Here is a 26,211-nt window from a genome sequence, read left to right as displayed (position 1 = left end):
TAACGACAGCATTCCGGATGATGATAATAGTAATATAAGGAATTGATTAAAGGGGAATCTCTCCCTATTAAAGCGGATAGTTTCCCCTTAAACCTTTGTTATCCCACTTCCGGCAGCATCCCGGCTGCAATCAACACCTGCACCAGAATAATCACCACCCCACAGCAAAACACCACGCACAGCAGCGGTTTTCCCCCCGCCACGCGGTAACCCTGCTGCGGATGCTGCTGGCGGCTCTTCCATGCCAGCAGGGAAGGGAGCAGCAGGGCCAGGATAGAGAGCGCCACCCCCGCATAGCCCAGCGCCATCACAAATCCGCGTGGGTAAAACAGCGCAAAAGCGAGCGGCGGCAGGAAGGTGATGGCCCCCGTCTGCAACCGTCCAGCCGCGGTATTGCGACGCTGGAACAGGTCGGCCAGGTAATCAAACAGGCCGAGCGCCACTCCCAGGAACGAGGTTGCCAGCGCCAGGTCGGCAAACAGGTGTACCGCCAGCTCCACGTGCGGGGAGGTAACAACCTCGCGCAGCGCCAGCAGAAAACCGTTCAGGCCAGCGTGTTGCGCCATCAGCCCAATAAAGGTCGAAGAGTCAATGCTGCCCAGCGTCACCAGCTGCCAGAAAATATAGGCGATCAGCGGGATCGCGCTGCCGATAACAAAGACGCGGCGCAGCTTGCGGATATCGCCGTTCATATAGCTGACGATGCTCGGCACGCTACCGTGGAAGCCAAACGAGGTGAAAATGACCGGGATCGCGGAAAGCGCCAGCCCTTTTTCCAGCGGCAGCGTCAGCAGGTTGACCTTGTGCACGTGCGGGGCCAGCAGCACCAGCATGATAATCAGGAAGAGAATTTTGGCGCTGAACAGAAAGCGGTTAAACAGATCGACCAGCGATGTCCCCACGCAGACCACGCCGCCGCCGATGAGCGCAAAGAAGATAGCCCCCGTCGCCGGGGTAATGTCAGAGCCAAACCAGTCGTTGACGCTGGAGGCGATGAGTTCCCCGGCGCCGCTGATATAGGCGGCGGTCAGGGCGTACATCAGGAACATCATGCTAAAGCCGGTTATCCACTGGCCGTAGCGTCCCAGATAGCGCGCCGCAAGCGAACCCAGGCCGGTGTCGGCGGGGACGTGCTGGTAAACCTCAAGCAGCAGCAGGGCGGTGTAGCACATCAGCGCCCAGAGCGTACCCAGCAGCAGCAGGGTCATGCCAAATCCCACGCCCGCGGCCGCCAGGGGCATGGCCAGCATTCCTGCGCCAATTGTCGTTCCGGCGACGATAAAAATACTTCCCAGGGTTCTGTTTTTCACGCTTTCCTCTACAACGCTTCTTAACCGCGACAAATCTGCGGCGCAGAGTAAGGGAAAAGCCGTAACTCGTCAAATCACCGTTACAAGTACTGTAATTAAAAGTTTACGAATTGCGCTGCCGGCAATTCTATGACGTGGGGCGACGCTCAGGCGTAACGTAAACAGGGCGTACAGGGAATAAAATGGGTATTTCGATGCGGGGGAGGGAAGGTAAATTAACGCGGTGCCGGAAACCGGCACCGCGCTGAAATTAATTCTGAGTATCGAGAGTGGAAAGTTCTTTATCAATAAAGTAAAGACCTTCACCGGATTTCCCCACCAGCGATAATTTATCCAGCACGGATTTAAACAGCTTCTCTTCTTCGTGTTGTTCAGCGACGTACCACTGCAGGAAATTAAAGGTTGGATAATCCTGGCTGGTCATCGCAGCATGAACCAGTTCGTTAATTTTCTGGGTGATCAGCTGCTCGTGCTCGTAGGTGGCGCGGAACAGTTCATCGAGAGAATTATACTCAGCAAACGGTGAGGCCACGGTGTCAATGCGCGGCAGGCTGCCCGTATCTGTCAGATAATCAAACAGACGCTGCATGTGGGTCATCTCTTCCTGAGCGTGACGACGCAGAAACGCGGCCGCACCTTCGAAGCTGTGGTAGCTGCACCAGGCGCTCATCTGCTGGTAGAGCAGGGATGAAAAAAGCTCAAGATTCATTTGTGCGTTGAGCTTGTCGATCATTTCAGTTTTCAGCATGGTGACGCTCCGGATTATTATTTCTGGTCCACAATGAGCGACACTATAATTTGTTATTTAATTATTTGCAAAACGTAAAATTATTATTTTATTTATTCAAAATACGAATGGGAATAAAACGCATTGGCGATTTTTATAATGTATTAATGAGAATTATTTTTGTTCGTAATGAAATAAACTGCCAGCACACGCTGGCAGCTTCGATTAATACCACGGATTATTTGACTTAGGATTAACGGCGTAACCCATACATTTGTACTGGATAGTCACGCTCTCGTTCAGGCACAGAGAACCGCTTGTCAGGGTACAGGTTTTAATGGGCTGACCATAGGCTGAGGCGGTAGCATACCCCATGCTCTGACACGCTTTTGCCGCCGTGCCGTTATTCACATACTCATCGGAATATGCATTTTGCAGCGCTGCCTGGCCGTAGTCGAGGCGGACGATTCCGTTTGGGGCATCGAGACTACTGACTTCAGCCTGGCGGTTAATACTACACCCCGCGAGCAGCAGGATTGTGCCGGCTACAATGACTCTTTTCATGGTTCGCTCTGAGTGGATGGAAATACGTTATCGTACCCGCAGATGCCCGCTGCAATGCCTGGAATAGCCGGACAATCTGCCCTCACTCTTTGCAACGGGTCCGGGATTAACGCTGTCAGGCCACATGCGGATTAAATTGTGATGCATGTCACAAAAATATTGATTTTTGTGACAGTGGTCATATTATAGGCACGTTGACAATAAAGTTGTATAACAAGTTAATGGAGCCTCATCGTGAAACTGCGCAAAATCCTGAAAAGCATGTGGGCCAATTACTGCCGCACGTTCAAAGACGTGCCGCCGGGCGCCATGTTCTGATAAAAAACCTGCTTCGGCAGGTTTTTTTATACCTGCAGGCGTTGAAGGGGAGATGTCAGGGGGCGTGTTTTGCTAATATGGCGGCCTTTAAATAAGGAGAAAGCCCCATGTCACAAAACCTGAGCGCCGATCAGGAACTGGTCTCTGACGTTGTCGCCTGTCAGCTGGTTATCAAACAAATCCTTGATGTTCTGGACGTGATTGCGCCGGTTGAAGTGCGCGAGAAGATGTCTACCCAGCTCAAAAACATCGATTTCGCCAGCCATCCTGCTGCCGCTGATCCGGTAACGCTTCGTGCGATCCAGAAAGCCATCGCGCTGATCGAGCTGCGATTCACGCCGCAGGGTGAATCCCACTAAGCAGGGAAATGGGCGACGGTACGTGTCGCCCTTTGATGCTGTCAGAAGAACGTCTGGACCAGCAGGTAGCTCGCCGCGCACGCGCAGCTCACCCCAATCAGCCCTGGCAAAATGAAGCTGTGGTTGATTATGAATTTCCCGATGCGGGTCGTGCCTGACCGGTCAAAGCCGATGCAGGCCAAATCACTTGGATAGGTTGGCAGCACAAAATAGCCGTATGATGCCGGGAAAAAGGCGATCAGCATTTTCGGGTCGATGCCCAGCATGAGGCCCATAGGCGCAACGGCCGTCAGCGCCGCCGCCTGGCTGTTCACCAGTTTTGACACCAGAAACAGTACAATGGCATACGTCCACGGGTGGCTTTTCACCACGCCTTCCAGCGCCAGCTTTAACTCCTCGAGATGTGCCTGAAAAAAAGTATCGCTCATCCACGCCACGCCGAACACCGAGAAGATCGCGACCATACCGGCTTTGAACACCGCGCCGTTGGAAATGGCCGACGCATTGACCTTGCAGGCCATCAGCATCACCGCGCCCGCAATTAACATCATCATCTGAATGACAAGGTTCATCGACAGCGCCGTCATTTTACCTTTCACTTCAAAGGCAGGGCGCAATTCAGGGAATGCCCCCAGCAAAACGACCACGGCAATACCGGCAAAGAAAATCCACGTGGACCAGTAGGCCTGTTTAGGAAAACGTTGATTCATTAACGTCTCCGTTCCGCCGTAGATAAATTCTCGCTGCTTAGGATCTTTCAGCTTTTCCTGAAACTCCATGTCGTCTGCCAAATCTTTCCCGCGGCGTAAGCTCCACAGGGCCGCTATGGCCACGCCAAAAAGTGAAGCGGGAACCGAGACGGCAAGTATTTCCAGGATCCCCCACGCGTGGCCGAGCCCATGCTGGGCCGCCAGGATGGAGACCAGCGACACGACGGCAACGGAAACGGGGGAGGCCGTGATCGCCATCTGCGACGCGACCGATGCCACGGCCATAGGGCGCTCCGGGCGGATCCCTTTTTTCAGGGCGATATCCGCAATGATGGGGAACATGGTGTAGACCACATGCCCGGTGCCGCACAGAAAGGTTAGCATCCAGGTGGTGAAAGGGGCGAGCAGGGTGATGTGCTGCGGGTGTTTGCGCAGAAGACGTTCAGCAAACTGCATCATGACGTTGAGACCGCCCGCCGTTTGCAGGGTAGCGGCACAGCCAATCACCGCAAGGATGGTCAGCATAACGTCAACCGGCGGTTTACCCGGCTGCAGACCAAAGACAAAACATAAAATAAAAAGACCAATACCGCTGATTAACCCAAGCCCCATTCCGCCGAAACGCGTACCCGTCAGCAGGCAGAGGAGAATGACAACAAACTCAATGGTGATCATGATGCTCCCTCGTCAATGATTATGTAACTAAATAAATCATCACACGTTGTGTGGTTAATCATTGGGAGCCAGATCTGATTTGTTAAATTTCAGCAAAAGCAGATGGTTGGAGATGGGAAAAGGAATCCTGCCTCAGGTGGGAGGAGGGATCCCCACAAAACAATGCCTGCACGGACGACTCCCTCTCCCTTGAGGGAGAGGGCTGGGGTGAGGGGGAACATACGGCTGTGGTGGTCATTCCGTTCACTTCATGTTCCTTGCTACTCTTTAACGACATGACCGGTGAACGTGCCAGGGCGGCTCAATCGCCGCCGCCCTGGCGACCCGGGCTCCCGGCGGTAAATCGCCGCTTCGCGGTGCCCTCAGCTTATTCCTTCAGGCTATCGGGTCGGGCATGAGCCTGCATCCCTGCAGGCCACACCCTCTCGGCGCATCCCTGCGCCTCGCCCCGGCCTTACGGAAACGCTTCGGCGATTTACAGCCGGACCAGGACATCGCTGTCAGTTATTCACTTGCCTGAAACAAAATTCATCGCTTCAGGTTAATAAATTCTTGGGAAACCCTCAGCCCGGTTGGAGCAGATTAAAAAACTCAGTGTTGCTGCACCGACACAATGTCGAGCAGATGACGGTCTGTCTGCTCAGGACATAAACCCGCCTGCTGCGCGTGATGGATCTCATCCGCCAGCGTCTTCAGCAGCATGCCATCCTGCTGCTGTTCTTTACCCATATCGCGTAAGAATCTGAGCGTCGTAATGTCCTGCTGCGCTTTGGCTTCATCGGCCAGTTTGCTGAGCGTGCTGCAGCGTTGCTCGTACTCTTCAAGCGTTTTCTGGAAGAGTTCTTCCAGGCAAGAGTAGTTTTCGTTGATCCCATCAAGGGCTTTGACGACAGGATTTGCCCCTGCGGCTTTCAGAAAGTTAAAGACACGCATCATATGGGTGACGTTACTTTGCGCCTGCGAGCGAAAGAAGGTGGCAGACCCCGTAAGGCTATTCTCGGCACACCACGCACTTAAGTGAAGGTGCAGATTCGAGGCGTAGAACTCCAGGTTCATCTGCGCGTTAAGTTTTTGCATCATCGTTTGGGTAGCCATACTCATATCCTTATTGACTGTGGGACGTGATGTCCGTTGCTTAACCTGAGCGTCAGGCAAATATGAAGAAAAGAGCAGAAATACACATTCTGCCGTGACCGAAGTCGACCGAAATACACTTCCTGTGTTCGATATAAATAAGCATACCCTTGTCTGTGGTCTAAGAAAACTCTTAATTAGGCTGTGTTTACCATACATTACAAAGCTTAATATAGTACAGAAAAGCAATTAGCTCGCCATGAAGTGAGTGCTTTTTAAGTGTCTAAATATTAAGGTTTTTTGCTGAGGTGACACACTGTTACTCTTTCAAAATATTAAGTTGGAATATTACTCCGTGAAAAACAGAAATACGGTTTAATCGTTTCGAATATATGATGTGTCAATAAAATTGCGCTAAATCAAATTCTGCGGAATAACGTTTTTCAGGTGCATTGTACATTCGTGATGAAAAACATGTTGAACCCGTTTAACGCCAGGTGCCGTTTTGCCCGCTGATGGGCATCAGGGATATCTTGGCTAATCTTATGGATAATTCTGCTTAACCCCCTTCTATTTGTCTGACAAATCCTGTCTTTTTTATGTCATTTTTCGCTGAATTTATGTACGCAATTACTGTAATTCTGCGGTGTGATGGGGCTCTCTTATGGATGATTAATTTCCCGCTAAAACTATCACCAGCAATAACGCTTATGACGAGGTAAGCGCTAATGCCTTGTTTTAAGTCCGATTAAATAAGAAGCACGCACTTATTCCCTACAGAAAAGAATGCTAAAGCTGGAGTTTACCATGCACAAATTTACTAAAGCGCTGGCGGCCATCGGTCTGGCTGCCGTTATGTCACAATCCGCTATCGCTGAGAATTTAAAACTCGGTTTTTTGGTAAAACAGCCCGAAGAGCCCTGGTTCCAGACTGAGTGGAAATTCGCAGATAAAGCCGGGAAAGATTTAGGTTTTGAAGTCATTAAAATCGCCGTGCCTGACGGCGAAAAAACCCTGAACGCCATCGACAGCCTTGCGGCCAGCGGTGCAAAAGGTTTCGTTATCTGTACCCCTGATCCAAAGCTGGGATCGGCGATTGCGGCGAAGGCGCGCGGTTACGACATGAAGGTCATCGCGGTTGACGATCAGTTCGTCAACGCTAAAGGCAAGCCGATGGATACCGTCCCGCTGGTCATGATGGCGGCGACAAAAATTGGCGAACGCCAGGGCCAGGAGCTCTATAAAGAGATGCAAAAGCGCGGCTGGGATGTCAAAGAGACCGCGGTGATGGCTATCACGGCTGACGAGCTGGACACCGCACGTCGTCGTACTACCGGTTCAATGGATGCGCTAAAAGCAGCCGGCTTCCCGGAAAAACAGATCTATAAGGTCCCAACCAAATCCAACGATATCCCAGGCGCTTTCGACGCCGCGAACTCTATGCTCGTCCAGCATCCGGAGGTCAAACACTGGCTGGTGGTCGGCATGAACGACAACACCGTGCTGGGCGGGGTTCGTGCGACGGAAGGCCAGGGCTTCAAAGCGCCTGACGTGATCGGGATTGGCATCAACGGCGTTGACGCCGTCAGCGAGCTGTCCAAAGCGCAGGCTACCGGTTTCTACGGTTCTCTGCTGCCAAGCCCGGACGTTCACGGCTACAAATCCAGTGAGATGCTCTACAACTGGGTCACCAAAGGGGCCGAACCGCCGAAATTTACCGAAGTGACCGACGTGGTGCTGATCACCCGCGACAACTTCAAAGAGGAGCTGGCGAAAAAAGGACTGGGCGGTAAGTAATACGCTGTGATTGCGCCCCTCATACATCGTGAGGGGCCAGACGTACACACTACAGGAATCACGGAGACGTTATGCAACAGTCTGATCCGTATCTCTCTTTTCGCGGCATCGGGAAAACCTTCCCCGGTGTGAACGCGCTGACCGATATCAGCTTCGACTGCTATGCCGGCCAGGTTCACGCCCTGATGGGGGAAAACGGCGCGGGTAAATCCACGCTGTTGAAGATCCTCAGCGGCAACTACGCGCCCACGACCGGCACGCTGGCCATTCGCGGCGAAGAGATGGCGTTTGCCGATACCACGGCGGCGCTCAATGCCGGGGTGGCGATCATCTACCAGGAGCTGCACCTCATTCCCGAGATGACCGTGGCGGAAAATATCTATCTAGGACAGCTCCCGCATAAAGGCGGCGTGGTGAATCGTTCGCTACTCAATTATGAAGCGGGGCTGCAGCTTAAACACCTGGGTCTGGACGTCGATCCCCAGACGCCGCTGAAATATCTCTCCATCGGCCAGTGGCAGATGGTTGAAATTGCCAAGGCGCTGGCGCGTAACGCCAGAATTATTGCCTTTGATGAACCCACCAGTTCGCTCTCTAAGCGTGAAATCGAAAATCTGTTCCGCGTGATCCGCGAATTGCGTCAGGAAGGGCGTACGATCCTGTACGTTTCGCACCGAATGGAAGAGATTTTTGCCCTGAGCGATGCCATCACCGTGTTTAAAGATGGACGCTATGTGCGCACCTTTACCGACATGGCGCAGGTGAACCATGACCAGCTGGTTCAGGCAATGGTCGGACGCGATCTGGGCGATATTTATCACTGGCAGCCGCGCCCGTACGGCCCGGAACGCCTGCGCCTGGATAACGTCAAAGCGCCGGGCGTCAGAACACCGATTTCGTTATCCGTTCGCAGCGGTGAAATCGTCGGCCTGTTTGGTCTGGTGGGGGCGGGGCGCAGCGAATTGATGAAAGGTCTGTTCGGCGGTACCCGTATTACCGATGGCCAGGTCTCCATTGACGGCGAACGGGTAGATATTCAGAAACCGGCCCACGCGATCGGGGCGGGCATGATGCTCTGCCCGGAAGACCGTAAAGCAGAGGGGATCATTCCGGTGCATTCGGTACGCGACAACATCAATATTTCCGCTCGCCGCAAGTTTATTCGCGCAGGCTGCCTGATAAACGATAGCTGGGAGTCGAGCAACGCCGACCACCATATTCGCTCGCTGAATATCAAAACGCCGGGTCCGGAACAGCTGATCATGAATCTTTCCGGCGGAAATCAGCAGAAAGCCATTTTAGGCCGCTGGCTGTCGGAGGATATGAAGGTGATTTTGCTGGACGAGCCGACGCGCGGTATCGATGTGGGGGCAAAACACGAGATCTATAACGTGATCTATGAACTGGCAAAGCGCGGCGTGGCGGTGCTCTTCGCCTCCAGCGATCTGCCGGAGGTGCTTGGCGTGGCCGACCGCATTGTGGTGATGCGTGAAGGCGAAATTGCCGGTGAATTACTTCATGAACAGGCGAATGAACAACAGGCGTTGAACCTCGCCATGCCTAAAGTCAGCCAGGCTGTCGCCTGAGTAAGGAGTTAATGATGTCCTCTGTTACTACATCCGGGGCGCCGAAATCGAAATCGGCGCTGAGTTTTGGGCGTATCTGGGATCAGTACGGCATGCTGGTCGTCTTTGCCGCGCTGTTCCTCGCCTGTGCTATTTTCGTCCCTAATTTTGCCACCTTCATTAATATGAAGGGACTGGGGCTAGCTATTTCCATGTCCGGGATGGTGGCCTGCGGTATGCTGTTCTGTCTGGCCTCCGGCGATTTTGACCTGTCGGTGGCGTCGGTGATTGCCTGTGCGGGCGTCACGACGGCCGTGGTAATCAACATGACGGAGAGCCTGTGGATTGGCGTCCTGGCCGGACTGCTGCTCGGCGTCATCAGCGGTCTGGTGAACGGTTTTGTTATCGCTCGCCTGAAGATTAACGCCCTGATAACCACGCTTGCGACAATGCAAATTGTCCGCGGGCTGGCCTACATCATCTCCGACGGTAAAGCCGTGGGGATTGAAGACGAGCGCTTCTTTACCCTGGGTTACGCCAACTGGCTGGGTCTGCCCGCGCCTATCTGGCTGACCGTGGCCTGCCTGATCCTGTTCGGCTTCCTGCTCAACCGAACCACCTTTGGCCGTAACACGCTGGCGATCGGCGGTAATGAAGAGGCGGCACGCCTGGCAGGGGTACCGGTGGTGCGAACCAAGATTATTATCTTTGTGCTCTCAGGGCTGGTTTCTGCCGCCGCGGGGATTATTCTTGCTTCGCGTATGACCAGCGGCCAGCCGATGACCTCTATCGGTTATGAGCTGATCGTCATTTCGGCCTGCGTTTTAGGGGGCGTTTCCCTCAAGGGAGGCATCGGAAAAATCTCATATGTTGTGGCCGGTATCCTGATTTTAGGCACGGTGGAGAACGCCATGAACCTGCTGAATATTTCGCCGTTCTCTCAGTACGTGGTCCGTGGCCTGATCCTGCTGGCAGCGGTGATTTTCGACCGTTACAAGCAAAAAGCGAAGCGTACCGTGTAATCCTTTTTTCCGTCTTTTATTGCTCAACTTATAACCATAGTTGACCCCTGAACCGCCCCGCCAGTAAAACTGGCGGGGCGGTTGTCAAATGGCGAGCCACGTCACACTGTCTATACTTACATGGCTATGAAAGAGGTAAAGGCGTTTACCTCTCGTAAACCGTAAGGAGGAAAAGGGTGGCTGACATGTTAACCGCACCGCCTGTACTGCCCGGACATTATGCTTTCTTTTTTGATCTCGACGGCACGCTCGCCGGGATAAAACCGCACCCCGATCAGGTGTCTATTCCGGAGGCGGTGTTACAGGATTTGCATCAGCTCTCGCTCATGAACGAGGGAGCACTGGCATTGATATCAGGGCGCTCAATGGCCGAGCTGGATATGCTCGCCAGTCCTTACCACTTTCCGCTGGCCGGTGTACACGGAGCGGAGCGCCGCGACATCCATGATCACACGCATATCGTTTCACTCCCCGACGCACTCACGCAAACGCTGCATAAGCAGCTCTCTGCAGCGCTGGCCGTACTGCCCGGCACCGAGCTGGAAGCCAAAGGCATGGCCTTTGCCCTGCATTATCGTCAGGCGCCGCAGCACGAAGATGCCGTGCTCGCGCTTGCTCATACGGTTGCGGATGCGCATCCACTGCTGGCGCTGCAGCCGGGCAAATGCGTAGTCGAGTTAAAACCGAAGGGGATTAATAAAGGTTCAGCCATCGCCGCATTTATGGCGGAGGCACCATTTAAGGGCCGGACGCCTGTTTTCTTAGGGGATGACCTGACCGATGAGGCCGGGTTTCGCGTGGTGAATCAGGCCGGAGGTATCGCCGTCAAGGTGGGGCCTGGTGACACCGTTGCCGAATGGCGACTGGCGGATGTCGCCAGCGTCTGGCAGTGGATATCTGACATCGCTAACCAGCAACAACAACAAATAGCGCAAAGCAAAGGGGGAAACCATTATGGGTCGCTTAGTCGTCGTCTCTAACCGAATCGCACCGCCTGATGACAAAAAAGCCAGTGCAGGTGGCCTGGCGGTAGGGGTGTTAGGTGCCTTGAAAGCCGCTGGCGGGCTGTGGTTTGGCTGGAGTGGGGAAATCAGTGAAGAAGAGAAGCCGCTTAAAAAGGTGACGCGCGGAAACATTACGTGGGCTTCATTTGCATTAAAAGAGAAAGACTATGACGAGTATTACTCGCAGTTCTCGAATGCCGTCCTGTGGCCCGCGTTTCACTATCGTCTTGACTTGGTCAAATTTCAGCGTGAATCCTTCGAAGGCTACTCGCGCGTGAATGCGCTGCTGGCGGATAAACTGCTGCCATTAATAGAAGAAGACGATATTTTATGGATCCACGATTATCACCTGCTACCCTTCGCGAGAGAGCTGCGAAAGAGGGGGGTGAATAACCGGATTGGCTTCTTCCTGCACATTCCTTTTCCGACGCCGGAAATTTTTACCGCGCTGCCGCCGCATGAAGAGCTGCTGGAGGCGCTGTGTGACTACGATTTGCTTGGCTTCCAGACGGAAAATGACCGCCTGGCATTCCTTGACTCCGTATCAGGGAAAGCCCGTCTGGTGACAAAAGGCGGAAAAACTCACACGGCCTGGGGCAAAACCTTCCACACCGAGGTGTATCCAATAGGAATTGAACCAGACGAGATCGCGGAGCAGGCCTCAGGTCCGCTGCCGCCGAAGCTTGCGCAGCTTAAGAATGAACTTAAGCACGTGAAAAATATCTTCTCGGTTGAGCGCCTTGATTATTCCAAAGGGCTGCCGGAACGCTTCCTGGCGTATGAAACGCTGCTGGATAAATATCCGCAGCACCACGGTAAAATCCGCTATACCCAGATCGCGCCGACGTCGCGCGGTGAGGTTCAGGCCTATCAGGATATTCGCCACCAGCTGGAAACAGAGGCAGGGCGCATAAATGGCCGCTACGGCCAGCTGGGCTGGACGCCGCTCTTTTACCTGAATCAGCACTTTGACCGTAAGATCCTGATGAAGGTTTTCCGCTATGCGGACGTTGGGCTGGTCACGCCGCTGCGCGACGGGATGAACCTGGTGGCGAAAGAGTATGTGGCGGCCCAGGATCCTGCCGACCCGGGGGTTCTGGTGCTTTCCCAGTTTGCCGGGGCTGCAAATGAGCTCACGTCTGCGCTTATTGTTAACCCTTACGACAGGGATGACGTGGCTAACGCGCTGAATCGTGCCCTGACAATGCCGCTCACGGAACGTATTTCCCGCCATGCCGACATGATGGAGACGATCCGGAAGAACGACATTAACCACTGGCAGGCGCGTTTTATTCAGGATCTCCGGGACATCGCTCCGCAAAGCCATGAAGGCGATCTGCAAAAAAAGATCGCGACCTTCCCTAAACTTGCCTGATTTTCCGCTGGGGGGTTAATTCCCCCCAAGCGGCACTAACAGAACATCGACCTGGCTTGATGCGACAATAGATTTCGCCGCGCAGGCTGCGCGCGAAAAAAAGCTGTGGTTATGATTCCCGCAAATCACTAAATCAATATTTTGTTTGTGACACATGTCGAGAATATGGGCGTTAAGCTCCCCGGTCGCAATAATTGTCTCATAAACCGGATATTGTGCCTTTTCCACTAATTCACGCAGAAATTGCTGCGTTTCTTCCTGCAGAACCTCACGAATATCCTCCAGCATGGGGGCAGCCAGCTGATTATACATCTCAGGCTCTGCGGCCAGTGTAATAAGGCTGATGCGGGCATTGTGGGGCCTGGCAATGGAAACGGCTCTGGCGACGAGCTGATGGCTTTCGGGAGAAACTGCTACGGAAACAAGAAGATGGGAGTAACTCATGGCGCACTCCTTAGATGTCTGAAAGACAGCGTTTAACCACCTTTACCGCGAAATCTCCACTTCTGCAAGAGCTGAATGCGACATTAGTGTGAAGCTTATCATAATTATTCATTAATTATTCTTATAAGAAGAATAACTGAAAAATGCGCCTAAATGAAAAAAATTAACAACTTAACGAACATCACACAAATGCATGTTTTCAATGTTTAATCCTTCTTAAGCGTTACAAAGTCATTTCTAATAATTTCAGTGTGAAACAGTGTTTTGAGACTGCCCTCATAACTCTCTGTTTTTTCACGGTAAGAAAAATGTTTTACGCAGAGTCAACTGGCGTGAATGTTTCAGACAGAGGTTCATGACAGAGCAAGCATGTAACGTGCCAGTTCTTTTAAGCCATCTGCATGAGTATTCGTCATTTAAGAATACAAAATAGTTCCAATTGGCTAATAAGTGAGCAAATTACAAGTCATACTGATGGATTTATGGGTCATATTCACTTAAATTGTGTGACGCAGATCACATTTTTTTTAAATTTGAGGGTAGCTGGATTGTATGTGGCAAAACTGACGAGTAGAGTTTGCGTCGAATTAGGAAAAATCTTAGTTATTTGTAAGAAATGATAAATCATGTAAGAGACGCATTCGCGGTTTCTCTCTTACGGTTTCAGTGAATACAAACCTAAATTCAACTATGCATTTAGCCTTTTCTTTTTTATACCGGGTGATTTCCCGGCGACATCACGGGGTGCGGTCTTTCCGCATAAAAATAATAGTTGGTTATTCGGGATGGGAACAATGCATACATCCGAGTTGCTAAAACATATCTATGACATCAATTTGTCGTATTTACTGCTCGCGCAGCGTTTGATTAGTCAGGACAAGGCGTCCGCGATGTTTCGTCTGGGTATTAACGAAGAAATGGCAACCATGCTGGGCGGCTTAACCCTCCCGCAGATGGTTAAACTGGCTGAAACGAATCAACTGGTTTGCCAGTTCCGTTTCGATGATTCACAGACAATAACGCGTCTGACGCAGGAGTCCCGTGTGGACGATCTTCAACAGATCCATACCGGTATTCTTCTCTCCACTCGCTTGCTTAACGAAATCAGCCAGCCTGATGACGTAGCCCGTAAGAAAAGGGCCTAGCAATGAGCGAGAAAAGCATTGTTCAGGAAGCGCGTGACATACAGTTGGCCATGGAGCTGATTACACTGGGTGCTCGTTTACAAATGCTGGAAAGCGAGACTCAGCTGAGCCGTGGTCGTCTCATCAAACTGTACAAAGAGTTACGTGGTAGTCCCCCGCCGAAAGGCATGCTGCCGTTTTCTACCGACTGGTTTATGACGTGGGAGCAGAATATTCACGCTTCCATGTTCTGTAATGCCTGGCAGTATCTTCTCAAAACCGGTTTGTGTAGCGGCGTTGACGCCGTGATCAAAGCATACAAACTTTACCTTGAACAATGCCCACAGCAGGAAGAAGGCCCTCTGCTGGCGCTGACCCGCGCATGGACGCTGGTGCGTTTTGTTGAGAGCGGAATGCTTGAACTGTCGCGCTGCAACTGCTGCGATGGCAATTTTATTACCCATGCTCATCAACCTGCAGGCAGCTTCGCCTGTAGTTTATGTCAGCCTCCATCCCGCGCAGTAAAAAGACGTAAACTTTCCCGGGATGCTGCCGATATTATTCCACAACTGCTGGATGAACAGATCGAACAGGCTGTTTAACCCGAACGTGTGGGAAAGATTCCAGCAGCGGTAAGCAATTACCGCTGCTTTTTTTTACCCCGCAATCGGTCAACGCTGCGAGCTGGACATCCTTGCCATAGTCACTAGCGGAAGGATGATGTCGTGCTTATCTTATTAGGTTACCTGGTAGTTCTCGGTACAGTTTTCGGCGGTTACATGATGACCGGCGGGCACCTTGGAGCACTCTATCAACCGGCTGAACTTATTATCATCGGCGGCGCAGGGGTAGGGGCTTTTATCGTTGGTAACAACGGTAAATCGATTAAGGGCACGCTGAAAGCAATTCCGTTGCTGTTCCGTCGCTCGAAATACACGAAAAGCATGTATATGGATCTGCTGGCACTGCTCTATCGCCTGATGGCGAAGTCGCGTCAGCAGGGCATGTTCTCGCTTGAACGGGATATCGAAAACCCGAAAGAGAGCGAAATTTTTGCCAGCTATCCGCGCATTCTTGCTGACGCCATGATGCTGGATTTCATCGTCGACTATCTGCGACTGATCATCAGCGGCAACATGAATACCTTCGAAATCGAAGCGCTGATGGACGAAGAGATCGAAACCCACGAAAGCGAATCAGAAGTGCCGGCCAATAGCCTGGCGCTGGTCGGCGACTCGCTTCCGGCATTCGGTATCGTTGCAGCGGTGATGGGGGTGGTTCACGCCCTGGCCTCGGCAGACCGTCCGGCAGCCGAGCTCGGTGCGCTGATTGCCCACGCGATGGTGGGAACCTTCCTCGGTATTTTGCTGGCGTACGGCTTCATCTCTCCGCTGGCAAGCGTTCTGCGCCAGAAGAGCGCCGAAACCACCAAAATGATGCAGTGCGTGAAGATTACGCTGCTCTCTAACCTCAACGGTTACGCGCCACCGATCGCGGTTGAGTTTGGCCGTAAAACGCTTTACTCCAGCGAGCGTCCGTCGTTTATCGAGCTTGAAGAACACGTGCGTGCGGTGAAAAACCCAAACCAACAGACGACAACTGAGGACGCATGAAAAACCAGTCCCATCCGATCGTCATCGTAAAAAAACGCAAGCACAAGGGCGGCGGGCATGGCGCACACGGCTCGTGGAAAATTGCGTACGCCGACTTTATGACGGCAATGATGGCGTTCTTTCTGGTGATGTGGCTGATCTCCATCTCCAGCCCAAAAGAACTGATCCAGATTGCCGAATATTTCCGCACGCCGCTGGCAACGGCGGTAGCCGGCGGGCCGCGTATCTCTAACAGCGACAGCCCGATCCCGGGCGGCGGCGATGATTACACCCAGCAGAAGGGTGAGGTGAAAAAAGAGCCGAACATCGACGAGCTGAAAAGAAAGATGGAGCAGGCGCGCCTGAAGAAACTGCGTGGCGATCTCGATCAGCTGATTGAAGCAGATCCGAAACTGCGCGCGCTGCGCCCGCATCTGAAGATCGACCTGGTGCAGGAAGGGCTGCGTATTCAGATTATCGACAGCCAGAACCGCCCCATGTTTAAAACCGGGAGTGCGGAAGTCGAACCGTATATGCGCGACATTCTGCGTGCCATTGCACCGGTGCTGAACGGCATTCCTAACCGAATCAGCCTGTCAGGACACACGGATGATTTCCCGTACGCCAGTGGGGAGAAGGGATACAGCAACTGGGAGCTTTCTGCCGATCGTGCCAACGCCTCGCGTCGCGAGCTGGTGGCAGGTGGGCTTGATGATGGCAAGGTACTGCGCGTAGTCGGCATGGCCGCAACCATGCGCGTTTCCGACCGCGGGCCGGATGATGCCATCAACCGTCGTATCAGTCTTTTAGTGCTGAACCAGCAGGCGGAGCAGGCCATCCTGCATGAAAACGCCGAAAGTCAGAATGAGTCACTGGACGATTTAAAACAGCCTGGGGCCGTTCCTTCGGCTGCCGTTCCAACATCGCCACCAGCCAATCCGAGGTGATAGCGTGAGCATGGATATTAGCGATTTTTACCAGACATTCTTTGATGAAGCCGACGAATTGTTGGCCGATATGGAGCAACACTTGCTCGATTTGGTGCCCGAAGCACCGGACTCCGAGCAGCTCAATGCCATCTTCCGTGCGGCGCACTCGATTAAAGGCGGAGCCGGAACGTTTGGATTTACCATCCTGCAGGAAACGACCCATTTAATGGAAAACCTGCTTGATGAAGCACGACGCGGTGAGATGCAGCTCAATACCGACATTATCAACCTGTTTTTGGAAACCAAAGATATTATGCAGGAACAGCTCGACGCCTATAAAAGTTCGGCAGAGCCTGATGCCGCCAGCTTTGAATATATCTGCAATGCGCTGCGCCAGCTCGCCCTGGAAGCAAAAGGTGAGGTCGCTGCAGCCGTTGTCCCTGCGGCGAAACTGAGCGTTGTCGATGCGGTTGCTGTCGATGAGGCCGCGCCAGCCGCTGCACAGGCGGGAAAACTGCGCGTTGTGCTGTCACGCCTCAAAGAGAATGAAGTTAACCTGCTGGAAGAAGAGCTGGGCAACCTGGCGAAGTTAAGCAACGTGGTAAAAGGCAAAGACAGCCTGGCCGCGACGCTTGATGACGGTATTGGCCAGGACGATATCGTAGCAGTGTTGTGCTTCGTGATTGAAGCTGACCAGATTGCCTTCGAAACCGAAACTGCTGCGGTTGACGCCCCTGCCGCTGCGGAAGAGGTGGCTGTTGTGGCTCAGGCCGCCGCACCGGCTGTGGCACCTGCGGCCCCGGCGCTGAAGGCCGTACCAAAAGAGGCTGCGGCACCCGGTGGACGTGGTGAGAAACCTGCCGCTCGCTCCAGCGAGTCAACCAGTATCCGCGTTGCCGTTGAGAAGGTTGACCAGCTGATTAACCTGGTTGGCGAACTGGTGATCACCCAGTCGATGCTGGCGCAACGTTCTAACGAACTGGATCCGGTCACGCACGGCGACCTGATTACCAGCATGGGTCAGCTGCAGCGTAACGCCCGCGACCTGCAGGAATCGGTCATGTCCATCCGTATGATGCCGATGGAATATGTCTTCAGCCGCTTCCCGCGTCTGGTCCGCGACCTTGCCAGCAAGCTGAACAAACAAATTGAACTGACCCTGATGGGCAGCTCAACCGAACTGGATAAGAGCCTGATCGAGCGCATTATTGACCCGTTAACGCACCTGGTGCGTAACAGCCTCGACCACGGGATCGAACTGCCGGAAAACCGCATTGCCGCCGGTAAATCCCCGGTCGGAAACCTGATCCTCTCTGCGGAACACCAGGGCGGAAACATCTGCATCGAAGTGACCGACGACGGCGCGGGTCTTAACCGCGAGCGCATCCTGGCAAAAGCGATTTCGCAGGGGATGGCGGTCAATGAAAACATGACCGACGAAGAAGTGGGCATGCTGATCTTCGCGCCGGGCTTCTCTACCGCGGAGCAGGTGACCGACGTCTCCGGACGCGGCGTTGGCATGGACGTGGTGAAACGTAACATCCAGGAGATGGGCGGCCACGTTGAGATCCAGTCTAAACAGGGGTCCGGCACCACCATTCGCATCCTGCTGCCGCTGACGCTGGCGATCCTCGACGGGATGTCGGTCAAAGTGGCGGACGAAGTCTTTATCCTGCCGCTGAACGCCGTGATGGAATCCCTGCAGCCGCGTGAAGAAGATCTGCATCCGCTGGCGGGCGGCGAGCGCGTCCTCGAAGTGCGCGGTGAGTACCTGCCGCTGGTGGAACTGTGGAAAGTGTTCGAAGTGGACGGGGCGAAGACCGAGGCCACGCAGGGCATCGTTGTGATCCTGCAAAGCGCGGGCCGCCGCTACGCGCTGCTGGTCGATCAGCTGATTGGTCAGCACCAGGTGGTGGTGAAGAACCTCGAAAGCAACTACCGCAAAGTGCCGGGTATTTCTGCCGCCACCATTCTGGGTGATGGTAGCGTGGCGCTGATCGTCGACGTGTCGGCGCTTCAGGGATTAAATCGTGAACAACGTGTGGCGTACACAGCCGCCTGATTAAGTAGAAGGTAATAACATGACCGGTATGAGTAATGTAACGAAACTGGCGGGCGAGCCATCAGGGCAGGAATTCCTGGTATTCACTTTAGGCGATGAGGAGTACGGCATCGATATCCTGAAAGTGCAGGAAATCCGTGGTTACGACCAGGTTACCCGCATCGCTAACACGCCTGCGTTTATTAAAGGTGTCACTAACCTGCGTGGCGTCATTGTGCCAATCGTGGACCTGCGCGTGAAGTTCAGCCAGGGCGACGTTGACTACGACGACAACACCGTGGTGATCGTTCTGAATCTGGGGCAGCGCGTGGTAGGTATCGTGGTGGATGGCGTATCTGATGTGCTTTCTCTGACCTCTGACCAAATTCGTCCTGCACCGGAGTTTGCGGTCACGCTGTCGACCGAATATCTGACCGGACTGGGCGCGCTCGGCGAGCGTATGCTGATTCTGGTGAACATTGAGAAGCTGCTGAACAGCGATGAGATGGCGCTGCTGGACATCGCCGCGAGTCACGTCGCGTAAGTAAATGCAAAACGGCAACCGAGGTTGCCGTTTTTTGTATTTGCTCCCTCACCCACAGGGTGAGGGCTGGGGTGAAGCCATCAGGCTTCACCCTTTTTTTCACCTTACGCTTCCTGCTTTACCAGCTCAGCTTCAGCGTCCGCTTCCCGCGCACCTTCATTCTGCGACAGCATCGCGGTCGCAATACCATTCCCCAGAACGTTAATTGCGGAACGGCCCATATCCAGGAAGTGGTCGATCCCCATGAGGAGCAGAATACCCGCCACCGGAATATTAAAGCTCGGAATGGTTGCTGCCAGCACCACCAGGGAAGAACGCGGTACGCCTGCAATCCCTTTCGACGCCAGCATCAGAGTCAGCATCAGCACCGTCACTTCAGAGAAGCTGAGGTGAATGTTGTATGCCTGCGCGATAAACATCGAGGCGAATGAGCAGTACACCATCGAACCCACCAGGTTGAAGGAGTAGCCAATCGGCAGAACGAAAGAGGCGATGTTGCGCGAGCAGCCAAAGCGCTCCAGCTGTTCCAGCGTTTTAGGATAGGCGGCTTCAGAGCTGCTGGTGGTAAACGCCACCAGAACAGGGTCTTTCAGCATGCTGACCAGGCGAAACACCTCTTTTTTCAGCACCATGTAACCCACGGCCAGCAGCACCATGCAGGTAAGAAGAATGGCAACATAGTAGCCACCAATAAACGAGGCGTAGTTCAGCAGAATGCCCAGACCCTGCGTGGCAATGACGGAGGAAATCGCCGCGAAAATAGCCAGCGGCGCAACGTACATCACGTAACCTGTTACCTTCAGCATGATATGGGAAACCACATCCAGCGCGGCCACCAGCGGGGCGTTGAATTTCTGTCCCAGCGACGCGCCGCCAATGCCGAAGAACATCGAGAACACCACAATCTGCAGGATCTCATTGTTTGACATCGCCCCTGCGATACTGGTTGGAATGGTGTGCGACAGGAACGCTTTCAGCGTCATGCCTCCAACGGCCAGACCGGTATCTACCGCCTCGGTAGGGATCGTCAGGTTCAGACCGCTCCCCGGATGCTCCAGCGTGACGATAAACAGTCCGACCAGAATTGAGAGCACGGATGAGCTGATAAACCACACCATCGCTTTACCGCCGACGCGGCCAATGGTGGAAGTTTCGCCCAGCTTCATAATGCCAACGGTGAGCGTACTAAAGACCAACGGTGCAATGACCATTTTGATCAGACGGAGGAAAATATCGGTCAGAAGGGTAATATTATCCGACCAGGCTTTGATGGCATCCGCAGATGCATACTCATGAATTGCTGCCCCTGAAAGAATACCCGCCAGCATGAATATCACGATGAAGAGTGTGAGTTTGTTTGCACTTGCCACGAAAAAAGACCCTCTATGCGCTTCAGATGTAGCCCGCGTCGATACATATAAATTTTTTATTACGACGCAGGAAATTATTCGGCACATAAATTGACGCAAAGTGTAGGGGGATACAACTCCTTTTTAAGTTTTATTAATTTTGTTGTTAATGTGCAGACGATATATTGTGATCGTCGTCACACTTTAATGGATATATTCTCTTCAGATATAATAAAATTGCTGCCTGTTTTAATTTAACTCTCTGTTATTTATGTGAAAATTTAGTCAATAAGACATATGGCTTATGCGTTGTGGGGCAGGTGGTCGAAGCGATATCCGTAAACTAAATTCTCAATAACCCCCTCAGAGGAACATTAAGCGGGGCTAACATCTTGAACGACAAAAATAAAACGTGGCAAGGGAACGGAGACGTCTTCTGGAGGGTGGTAAATGAAAAGAAAACTCCTTTTGATCTGCGCAGGCACTTTACTGACTGCGACAACGGTCCATCAGGCGCTGGCCGTTACCAGCAGCGGCACCATCGGGGCGACGCTGACGCTCACGAATGGTTGTCTGATAAACGGATCGCCCACGCAAAACGGCATTAACTTCGGGACACTGGATTTCGGCACCCATCCCGCAACGTTTTCCACTCTGACCACGCAGCTAACCGGCGCCAGCGGCGGAAACACCTTCACCATTCAATGTACAACCGCCAGCTATACGGTGGCGATCACCGGCAACACCAACTCTACCGCCCCCGGCACCGTTGTCGGCACCCCGGGAACACCTGCGCGCTATCTGGTTAACACCGCCAACGCGGCTCAGGGTGTGGCATACAGCCTGTACAGCGACAGCGGGTTTAACAGCGTGATTGCCAATAATGCCGCGCTGCCGATCGCCTCAACGGCCGGAGGGGTGGACAGTTACACCCTCTACGGACGGATTACCGGCGGCGGTAACAGCGTGACGGTCGTCCCGGGCACCTACACCGACACGATAAACGTCAGCGTCACTTATTAGTCCTGCACCGCCATGAAGGCAACTCTTACTGGTCTGCGCAATCGCGCAGAGGGAATCGTGCAGCCTTTTTTCGCGCTGATCGCCGGATTGTTCATGATGCCCGCAGCGGATGCGGTGACATCCCAGTCCTTTAAGGTCAGCGCGACGATTGTTCCAGGATGCGCGGTGGCCACCGGTAGCGGAGGGCTTCTCGGTACGCTGGATTTTGGCAGCCATAACGGCGTTGAGAGCGCGCCGGTCAGCACCAGCTTTGTGCCAAACGGGGCGTTGTCTATCGCCTGTACGCCGGGCGTGTCGCTGAGCATGAGCATTAATGGCGGGCAGAATTACTCATCCGTTCGCCGCATGAAGCGGTCCGGTGGAACAGAGCTGGTGCCATACCGGCTCTACAGCAGCAGCTCGCTGGCCGCAAACAGTGAAATTGGCGTCAACCAGGCGATACCGGTGACCTATACCAACAGCAATAACATCGCGCTACCGCTTTTTGGCGTGGCGCTACTGACCGGGTTTCGCCCGGCGGGAACCTATTCCGATCAGCTCACCGTGACCTTGTCATGGTAATAAAGGGAGAGTGTTGATGAAGCCATTTTTCAGACCCGTTTGTCTGGCGGGCGCGTTGGGAATGGCGGTTGCCGGCCAGGCGCAGGCGGCAGCCACCATTCTGCTCTGGCCTATCGACCCGTGGCTTGCTGCGGACGCCAACGCCACTGAACTGTGGATCCAGAACCAGGGAAACAGCGCCACGACGATGCAGGTCCGCATCGTGCGCTGGAAGCAGGAGGACGGACACGAGCGATATACCTCGCAGCAGGACGTGGTCGCCAGCCCGCCCATCGTCACGATTGGCACAGGCAGCAAGCAGCTTATTCGCCTTATCAAACAGGCTGCGGTTCCCGCGGGCGTCGAACAGGCTTACCGCATTATCGTAGATGAAATCCCCCAGCCTGATGCAAAAGCCGAACCCGCCATCGGCCTCAAATTGCAGATGCGTTACTCCATCCCTCTGTTCGTGTATGGACAGGGGATCCGAACCATCAAAGAGGGCGCGCATCACGCGCTGGCGGAAACCCAAAACCTGAGCTGGCGTGTGACGCGCGCGGAGGGGCAGCCTGTGCTGGAGGTCAGAAATCGGGGGGATGTCCATGTCAGGCTGAGCCAGGTGACGCTGGAGCAGGGAGGGCAGAAACGCACGGTAGCGGAAGGATTACTGGGTTACGTCCTCCCGGGCAGCACCCGCAGCTGGCCCATACCCGCTGGCGTTCGTCAGCCAGAGCGGATGAGCGCACAGATTAATGCCAGGGACGCACAATGGCAGTCGACGCCCGTCAACTGAAGCCGGCGATGATAATACTGCTTTGCGTCAGTTCCGCGACCCTGGCCGAGCCCGGCGACGACAGTTTGCCGCCACCTCCCCAGGCGCAGACGATAAATGATGAAGCGGTTTTCCAGCTTGCCCTCGTGCTGAACCACTACGATACCGGTCTGGTCGTGCCCGTGACGCAGCGTAAAGGCGCTTTCTTTATCTCAAGCGCCGATTTGCTGCGCGCGGGGCTGCCCCCGGCGCATGTTCCCACCGGAGAGGTGAATCTCTCCTCGCTTGCTCAGGTTCGGGTCGAGTATGACAGCGCCGCGCAGCGCCTGCTGCTGACCGTGCCCCGTGACTGGGTGACGGCCCGCGTGACGTCTTTTAGTGGGCAAACGGCGCAGGCCAAACCGCACTTTGGCCGCGGGGCGCTGCTGAATTACGATCTCTACACTAACCACACGGAACATATCGGCGGTCAGGCGTCGCTCTGGCATGAGTTCCGCTACTTCAACGAGAACGGCTCGTTTTCCTCCACCGGTTACGCGCGGGAAAATTTCACCGGTAATGACGGCCAGCAGGAAGGGTATGTCCGCTATGATACGACCCTGCTGTTCACTCACGAAGATGACGCGATGAGCTGGAGCGTCGGGGACGTGATCAGCGATGCCCTGAGCTGGAGCTCCAGCGTGCGGATGGGGGGCGTAAGCGTAGGGCGGGATTTCTCCCTGCGACCTGACCTGGTGACATGGCCGCTGCCCGAGTTCGCAGGGGAAGCCGCGGTACCCACCTCGGTCGATCTTTTTATCAACGGCTATCGCTCCGGTTCGACCCAGCTTCAGCCCGGCCCCTTCACCCTGACTAATTTACCCTATATCAACGGCGCCGGGGATGCGGTTCTGGTCACAACGGATGCGCTGGGACGCCAGGTAAGCACCACGCTCCCGTTTTACGTCACCAGTGACTTACTTAAACAAGGGCTGAGCGACGGCGCCGTGACGCTCGGCAGCCTGCGGCGTAATTACGGTATCAAGAATTTTGACTACGGCTCGGCGGCAGGCAGCGGCTCGTATCGCTACGGGGTGACGGACTGGCTAACGCTGGAAGGGCATGCAGAAGGGGCGCAGGAGCTGGCGCTGGGTGGTGCGGGAACGGTAATAAAACTCGGCCAGTTTGGCGTGGTAAATACCTCTTACTCGCAGAGCCGCATGCGCGGGGATGCGGGCGGGCAAATCAACTGGGGTTACCAGTACAGTACCAGCGAATTTAGCGTCGCCACTCAACACACGCGTCGCGACCGCGGCTTTGGCAATCTGGCCCTCTACGACCAGCCGACGGTGTATGACGAAAACGATAAGCCCATCGCCAGCTTTAGCCGTAATACGGATCAGTATTCTCTGACCTTCAATCTGGGACGGTATGGAAATATCGGCGCGGCCTGGATTGGGGTGGAGAGTTTTGACAGTCAAAAAACCGAACTGCTCAATCTCTCCTGGAGCCGCAACCTGTGGGGGGCGAGCAGCATTTACCTGGCCGGCAGCCGGGACCAGCAGCGGGGAGACTGGACGGTCGCGCTGTCGCTGCAGGTGCCGCTGGGGGCACGCGACAGCGCTGCCGTCACCGTTGAAAATACCCCGGATGCCGGCAGTACCCAGCGCATTAACTACAACCACTCTATGCCTTCTGACGGCGGTTTCAGCTGGAACATGGCCTGGGCCAACCAGTCAAGATCCAGCGATTATCAACAGGCTACGCTGGGCTGGCGCAATAACAACATAGAGCTGCAGGGCGGCGGCTATGGCGAAAGGGACACCATGACCTGGTGGGGCGAGGCGATGGGCGCAATTGTGCTGATGGACGGCGAGCTGTTTGCAGCGAATAAGATCAACGATGCATTTGTGGTTATCAGTACCGACGGCCACCCGGATGTGCCCGTCAGCTATGAGAACCAGCCCGTCGGTAAAACCAATAATAACGGCTACCTGCTGATCAGCGGGGTGTCGGCGTATTATCCGGCAAGCTACCGGATTGATACCCTGAATCTGCCGGCGGATACCCGTCTGAAAGAGACCGAACGGCGGATAGCGATCCGCCGCCACAGCGGCTATCTGGTCGATTTCCCGATGGAGCAGGAGCGGGTGGCAAGCGTCATTTTGCATGATGCGCGCGGCCAGGCGCTGCCGGTGGGAAGCCAGGTCCGACGGGTCTCGCGCAGCAATGCGGTGGTGGGGTATGACGGCATCGCATGGCTGGAAAATCTCAGCGATGTGAACCCGCTCGAGGTGACTGCACCTGACGGTAAACGCTGCAAGGCCACCCTAACCGTGGGGGCCAATCCGGAGCACAAGCTAAAAACCTACGGGCCGCTGATTTGTCGGGAGGAGCCATGACGCGCCTGCTGCTGTTGATCCTGCTGCTTTTCTCCGGCGGCGGCTGGGCGGCGTGTACCGTCAGTACGGTTAATGCGTCGTTTGGCAGCGTCACTTCGTTCGCGCTCAGCGGAACCGGGGAAGTTCAAACCACCGGCACGCTGGTGGTGGCCTGCGATGCCGTGTTGAATCTGCTGACCAGCGACTCGGTAACGCTGACCTACACCGCGGCATCGGTTTCGGGCAGCAGCCGGGCCACGATGAAACGCACGGATAATGCGGCCATCACCGACGTGATCCCCACCCGGCTGTGCGGGCTATCGGGGTGCGCGAGCAGCAGCGAGGTACAGATAAGTAAATCGTATACCTGGAGCGGGAATACCCTGCTGGGGTTACTGGGATCAAAGCAGTACAACATTCCGCTTTATTTCCGCACCGTCGCCGGGCAAAACGTGACTGCCGGGCCATATCAGGTGCAGTTAACCTTCAGCGTTAACTACAGCGTCTGCTCCGTGGGCGCGCTCGGCGCTTGCACAATCAATCAGACGGGAACCGCGACAACCACCATCCTGTTAGATATGACCGTCACCAACGACTGCAGCGCCATGACCACGCCGGACGTCAACTTCAACAGCGCGGCGCTGGTGCAAAGTTTCCCTACCGTCTCGCAGGCGATTGCCGTCACCTGTACCAAAGGCAGTACGTATACCATCGGCATTAATAACGGTGCCAACGCGCTGAACAACGTGCGGCGCATGGTGAGCGGCAGTAACGCCATGAGCTACGACATCTATAAGGAAGCCACCGGTAACCGCTGGGGCGGCAGCGGCAGCGAGCGCTGGTCCAGCGCGACGTCGTCGCAGGTAAGTGCCGACGGTTTACTGCGCACCTACAACTACACCGCGAAAGTCCTGACCAGTCAGGCCACGCCTCCTGCCGGAACCTACACCGACACGCTTATTGTCGACGTGGCGTTTTAACCCCGCGCTTTTC

The 26,211-nt window shown here is 54.5% G+C and carries 25 protein-coding genes; 18 read left to right on the top strand and 7 right to left on the bottom strand.

Features of this window, described 5'->3' with window-relative positions; all coding sequences use genetic code 11:
- Positions 1-98 precede the first annotated feature (98 nt).
- The 3 genes from tyrP to yecR form a co-directional block, all read right to left on the bottom strand.
- Positions 99-1,310 carry a tyrosine transporter TyrP gene (gene tyrP / locus AB3N39_RS12845; RefSeq protein WP_126330200.1) on the bottom strand — a complete coding sequence of 404 codons (1,212 nt, stop codon included), beginning with the start codon at positions 1,308-1,310 and terminating at the stop codon, positions 99-101.
- 250 nt (positions 1,311-1,560) lie between these two features.
- Positions 1,561-2,058: a non-heme ferritin gene (gene ftnA / locus AB3N39_RS12840; protein WP_111964846.1), complete on the bottom strand. Its 498-nt coding sequence runs from the start codon at positions 2,056-2,058 to the stop codon at positions 1,561-1,563.
- A gap of 204 nt (positions 2,059-2,262) precedes the next feature.
- Positions 2,263-2,601, bottom strand: a complete 339-nt coding sequence (gene yecR / locus AB3N39_RS12835) for a YecR family lipoprotein (RefSeq protein WP_023336145.1) — start codon at positions 2,599-2,601, stop codon at positions 2,263-2,265.
- 234 nt (positions 2,602-2,835) lie between these two features.
- Here yecR and azuC point away from each other — a divergent pair, with 234 nt between their 5' ends.
- Complete coding sequence (gene azuC, locus AB3N39_RS12830) at positions 2,836-2,919, top strand: stress response protein AzuC (protein WP_014884364.1); 84 nt, start codon at positions 2,836-2,838, stop codon at positions 2,917-2,919.
- Positions 2,920-3,026: 107 nt separating this feature from the next.
- Positions 3,027-3,278 carry a DUF2766 family protein gene (locus AB3N39_RS12825; RefSeq protein ID WP_008500405.1) on the top strand — a complete coding sequence of 84 codons (252 nt, stop codon included), beginning with the start codon at positions 3,027-3,029 and terminating at the stop codon, positions 3,276-3,278.
- A gap of 41 nt (positions 3,279-3,319) precedes the next feature.
- Here AB3N39_RS12825 and AB3N39_RS12820 read toward each other — a convergent pair whose 3' ends face one another.
- Positions 3,320-4,663 carry an anaerobic C4-dicarboxylate transporter gene (locus AB3N39_RS12820; RefSeq protein WP_111964843.1) on the bottom strand — a complete coding sequence of 448 codons (1,344 nt, stop codon included), beginning with the start codon at positions 4,661-4,663 and terminating at the stop codon, positions 3,320-3,322.
- A gap of 591 nt (positions 4,664-5,254) precedes the next feature.
- Positions 5,255-5,758: a non-heme ferritin-like protein gene (locus AB3N39_RS12815; protein ID WP_136195790.1), complete on the bottom strand. Its 504-nt coding sequence runs from the start codon at positions 5,756-5,758 to the stop codon at positions 5,255-5,257.
- A 786-nt stretch (positions 5,759-6,544) separates the two neighbouring features.
- Here AB3N39_RS12815 and araF point away from each other — a divergent pair.
- From araF to otsA, 5 genes are all read left to right on the top strand, one after another.
- Complete coding sequence (gene araF, locus AB3N39_RS12810) at positions 6,545-7,534, top strand: arabinose ABC transporter substrate-binding protein AraF (protein WP_003859687.1); 990 nt, start codon at positions 6,545-6,547, stop codon at positions 7,532-7,534.
- A 71-nt stretch (positions 7,535-7,605) separates the two neighbouring features.
- Positions 7,606-9,120: an L-arabinose ABC transporter ATP-binding protein AraG gene (gene araG / locus AB3N39_RS12805; RefSeq protein ID WP_127731486.1), complete on the top strand. Its 1,515-nt coding sequence runs from the start codon at positions 7,606-7,608 to the stop codon at positions 9,118-9,120.
- Between the two features lie 14 nt (positions 9,121-9,134).
- Entirely contained in the window at positions 9,135-10,121 is a 987-nt protein-coding gene (gene araH / locus AB3N39_RS12800; RefSeq protein ID WP_023312268.1) for an L-arabinose ABC transporter permease AraH, read from the top strand.
- A 176-nt stretch (positions 10,122-10,297) separates the two neighbouring features.
- Positions 10,298-11,101: a trehalose-phosphatase gene (gene otsB, locus AB3N39_RS12795; RefSeq protein ID WP_133294703.1), complete on the top strand. Its 804-nt coding sequence runs from the start codon at positions 10,298-10,300 to the stop codon at positions 11,099-11,101.
- Entirely contained in the window at positions 11,076-12,500 is a 1,425-nt protein-coding gene (gene otsA, locus AB3N39_RS12790) for an alpha,alpha-trehalose-phosphate synthase (RefSeq protein ID WP_029741334.1), read from the top strand. The genes otsB and otsA overlap by 26 nt, the downstream gene beginning before the upstream one ends.
- 15 nt (positions 12,501-12,515) lie before the next feature.
- Here the strand turns inward: otsA and uspC are convergent, their stop codons facing one another.
- The gene (uspC, locus tag AB3N39_RS12785) at positions 12,516-12,944 is read right to left on the bottom strand and encodes a universal stress protein UspC (RefSeq protein ID WP_133294702.1); all 429 of its coding nucleotides are present in this window, start codon (positions 12,942-12,944) and stop codon (positions 12,516-12,518) included.
- A 794-nt stretch (positions 12,945-13,738) separates the two neighbouring features.
- Here uspC and flhD point away from each other — a divergent pair.
- From flhD to cheW, 6 genes are all read left to right on the top strand, one after another.
- Complete coding sequence (flhD, locus tag AB3N39_RS12780; protein WP_008500415.1) at positions 13,739-14,089, top strand: flagellar transcriptional regulator FlhD; 351 nt, start codon at positions 13,739-13,741, stop codon at positions 14,087-14,089.
- Positions 14,090-14,091: 2 nt separating this feature from the next.
- Positions 14,092-14,670: a flagellar transcriptional regulator FlhC gene (gene flhC, locus AB3N39_RS12775; RefSeq protein WP_013096051.1), complete on the top strand. Its 579-nt coding sequence runs from the start codon at positions 14,092-14,094 to the stop codon at positions 14,668-14,670.
- Positions 14,671-14,793: 123 nt separating this feature from the next.
- Positions 14,794-15,681, top strand: coding sequence for a flagellar motor stator protein MotA (gene motA / locus AB3N39_RS12770; protein WP_008500417.1), 888 nt, complete (start codon positions 14,794-14,796; stop codon positions 15,679-15,681).
- Positions 15,678-16,607, top strand: a complete 930-nt coding sequence (gene motB / locus AB3N39_RS12765) for a flagellar motor protein MotB (RefSeq protein WP_028018604.1) — start codon at positions 15,678-15,680, stop codon at positions 16,605-16,607. The genes motA and motB overlap by 4 nt, the downstream gene beginning before the upstream one ends.
- 4 nt (positions 16,608-16,611) lie before the next feature.
- Complete coding sequence (gene cheA, locus AB3N39_RS12760; RefSeq protein ID WP_127731482.1) at positions 16,612-18,651, top strand: chemotaxis protein CheA; 2,040 nt, start codon at positions 16,612-16,614, stop codon at positions 18,649-18,651.
- Positions 18,652-18,670: 19 nt separating this feature from the next.
- On the top strand, positions 18,671-19,174 hold the full coding sequence (gene cheW, locus AB3N39_RS12755; RefSeq protein ID WP_023312262.1) for a chemotaxis protein CheW: 504 nt from the start codon (positions 18,671-18,673) through the stop codon (positions 19,172-19,174).
- Between the two features lie 104 nt (positions 19,175-19,278).
- Here cheW and AB3N39_RS12750 read toward each other — a convergent pair whose 3' ends face one another.
- Positions 19,279-20,544 (bottom strand): dicarboxylate/amino acid:cation symporter, encoded by a 1,266-nt coding sequence (locus AB3N39_RS12750; protein WP_111964836.1) that lies wholly within the window; start codon positions 20,542-20,544, stop codon positions 19,279-19,281.
- Between the two features lie 429 nt (positions 20,545-20,973).
- On the opposite strand from AB3N39_RS12750, the gene AB3N39_RS12745 reads away from it, so the two are divergent.
- The 5 genes from AB3N39_RS12745 to AB3N39_RS12725 are packed head-to-tail and all read left to right on the top strand — an operon-like array spanning position 20,974 to position 26,198.
- Positions 20,974-21,546, top strand: a complete 573-nt coding sequence (locus AB3N39_RS12745; RefSeq protein WP_111964835.1) for a spore coat protein U domain-containing protein — start codon at positions 20,974-20,976, stop codon at positions 21,544-21,546.
- 12 nt (positions 21,547-21,558) lie between these two features.
- On the top strand, positions 21,559-22,107 hold the full coding sequence (locus AB3N39_RS12740; RefSeq protein ID WP_367896773.1) for a spore coat U domain-containing protein: 549 nt from the start codon (positions 21,559-21,561) through the stop codon (positions 22,105-22,107).
- A gap of 16 nt (positions 22,108-22,123) precedes the next feature.
- A complete protein-coding gene (locus AB3N39_RS12735; RefSeq protein WP_133294699.1) occupies positions 22,124-22,879 on the top strand; it encodes a molecular chaperone in 756 nt (251 codons plus the stop codon).
- Complete coding sequence (locus AB3N39_RS12730; RefSeq protein WP_248174533.1) at positions 22,855-25,239, top strand: fimbria/pilus outer membrane usher protein; 2,385 nt, start codon at positions 22,855-22,857, stop codon at positions 25,237-25,239. The genes AB3N39_RS12735 and AB3N39_RS12730 overlap by 25 nt, the downstream gene beginning before the upstream one ends.
- Entirely contained in the window at positions 25,236-26,198 is a 963-nt protein-coding gene (locus AB3N39_RS12725) for a spore coat U domain-containing protein (protein ID WP_136195785.1), read from the top strand. The genes AB3N39_RS12730 and AB3N39_RS12725 overlap by 4 nt, the downstream gene beginning before the upstream one ends.
- Positions 26,199-26,211 lie beyond the last annotated feature (13 nt).

The organism is Enterobacter vonholyi (assembly GCF_040834095.1).
In the GTDB taxonomy this organism is placed as follows: Bacteria; Pseudomonadota; Gammaproteobacteria; order Enterobacterales; family Enterobacteriaceae; genus Enterobacter; species Enterobacter vonholyi.
This window is presented reverse-complemented; position numbering and strand designations above follow the sequence as displayed.